Below are 770 nucleotides of genomic sequence, written 5' to 3'. Positions count from 1 at the left end.
TTCTTTGCCATTGTATTCATACTTATATTGTCCGTCCGAACTATCTGTTCCTGTATTATGCTTTAATCCAAAAGCATAATAATCGGTAGTTTTAACAATAACTGCTACATTATTCTCTTTTGCAAAGCTTACTCTTACGTTACCTAAATGATCGCTGTATTGGTAAATATAGCGATTATTTTCATAATCAAAATACCCCTCTGAAGTGGCAAAAAACTTTAACTTAATAGAACCGTTAATGCCGAATTGCTGATTGTCATATTGGAAACCATCTATATATTCAGTGATTCTAAAGGCATCTGCTCTGTTTCTTCCAGAGAAATAATGGTGTACCTTTTTAATCTTCACACCATCTGCACGGTAAGAGTAGCTCGTATTGCTATAAACATCGCCATTTGTACGTGTTACATAATTATTAAACTTAATATATTTTGGAAGATTAAAATCATTGTATTTAATTTCTAATATTCCTTTATCGACATGGTTGGTCATGTTCCCATTATCATCATAAGTAATAGTACTACCTGATGTATCGGGATAACCGCTATAGTTATTCTTATTGTCAACAACAGAAATCATTCTGTTAGTGTTCTGGTAATTGTAAACTAGTTCATCTATTTCTTCCAGGAAGCCATTGTAACCTTTTTGGTTTCTTTTCAGGTCGGTAATGTTTCCATTAAAGTCATAATTCATGGTTTCGTTATAAAAACCATTCTGTGGAAGCGTAGAATTGGGCTCCTGATATAATGCTGCGGTTAATCTGTTGTAGG

General features: G+C 33.2%; 1 pseudogene. It reads right to left on the bottom strand.

From position 1 onward, the window contains the following. Nucleotides 1-770 (bottom strand): annotated as a pseudogene (locus OEA66_RS20400) (RHS repeat-associated core domain-containing protein); the annotation flags it as partial.

It is taken from the genome of Chryseobacterium luquanense (assembly GCF_026460945.1).
GTDB classification, from domain to species: Bacteria; Bacteroidota; Bacteroidia; order Flavobacteriales; family Weeksellaceae; genus Chryseobacterium; species Chryseobacterium luquanense.
Note: the sequence above shows the minus strand (reverse complement) of the source record. Positions and strands in the feature narration are given on the sequence as shown.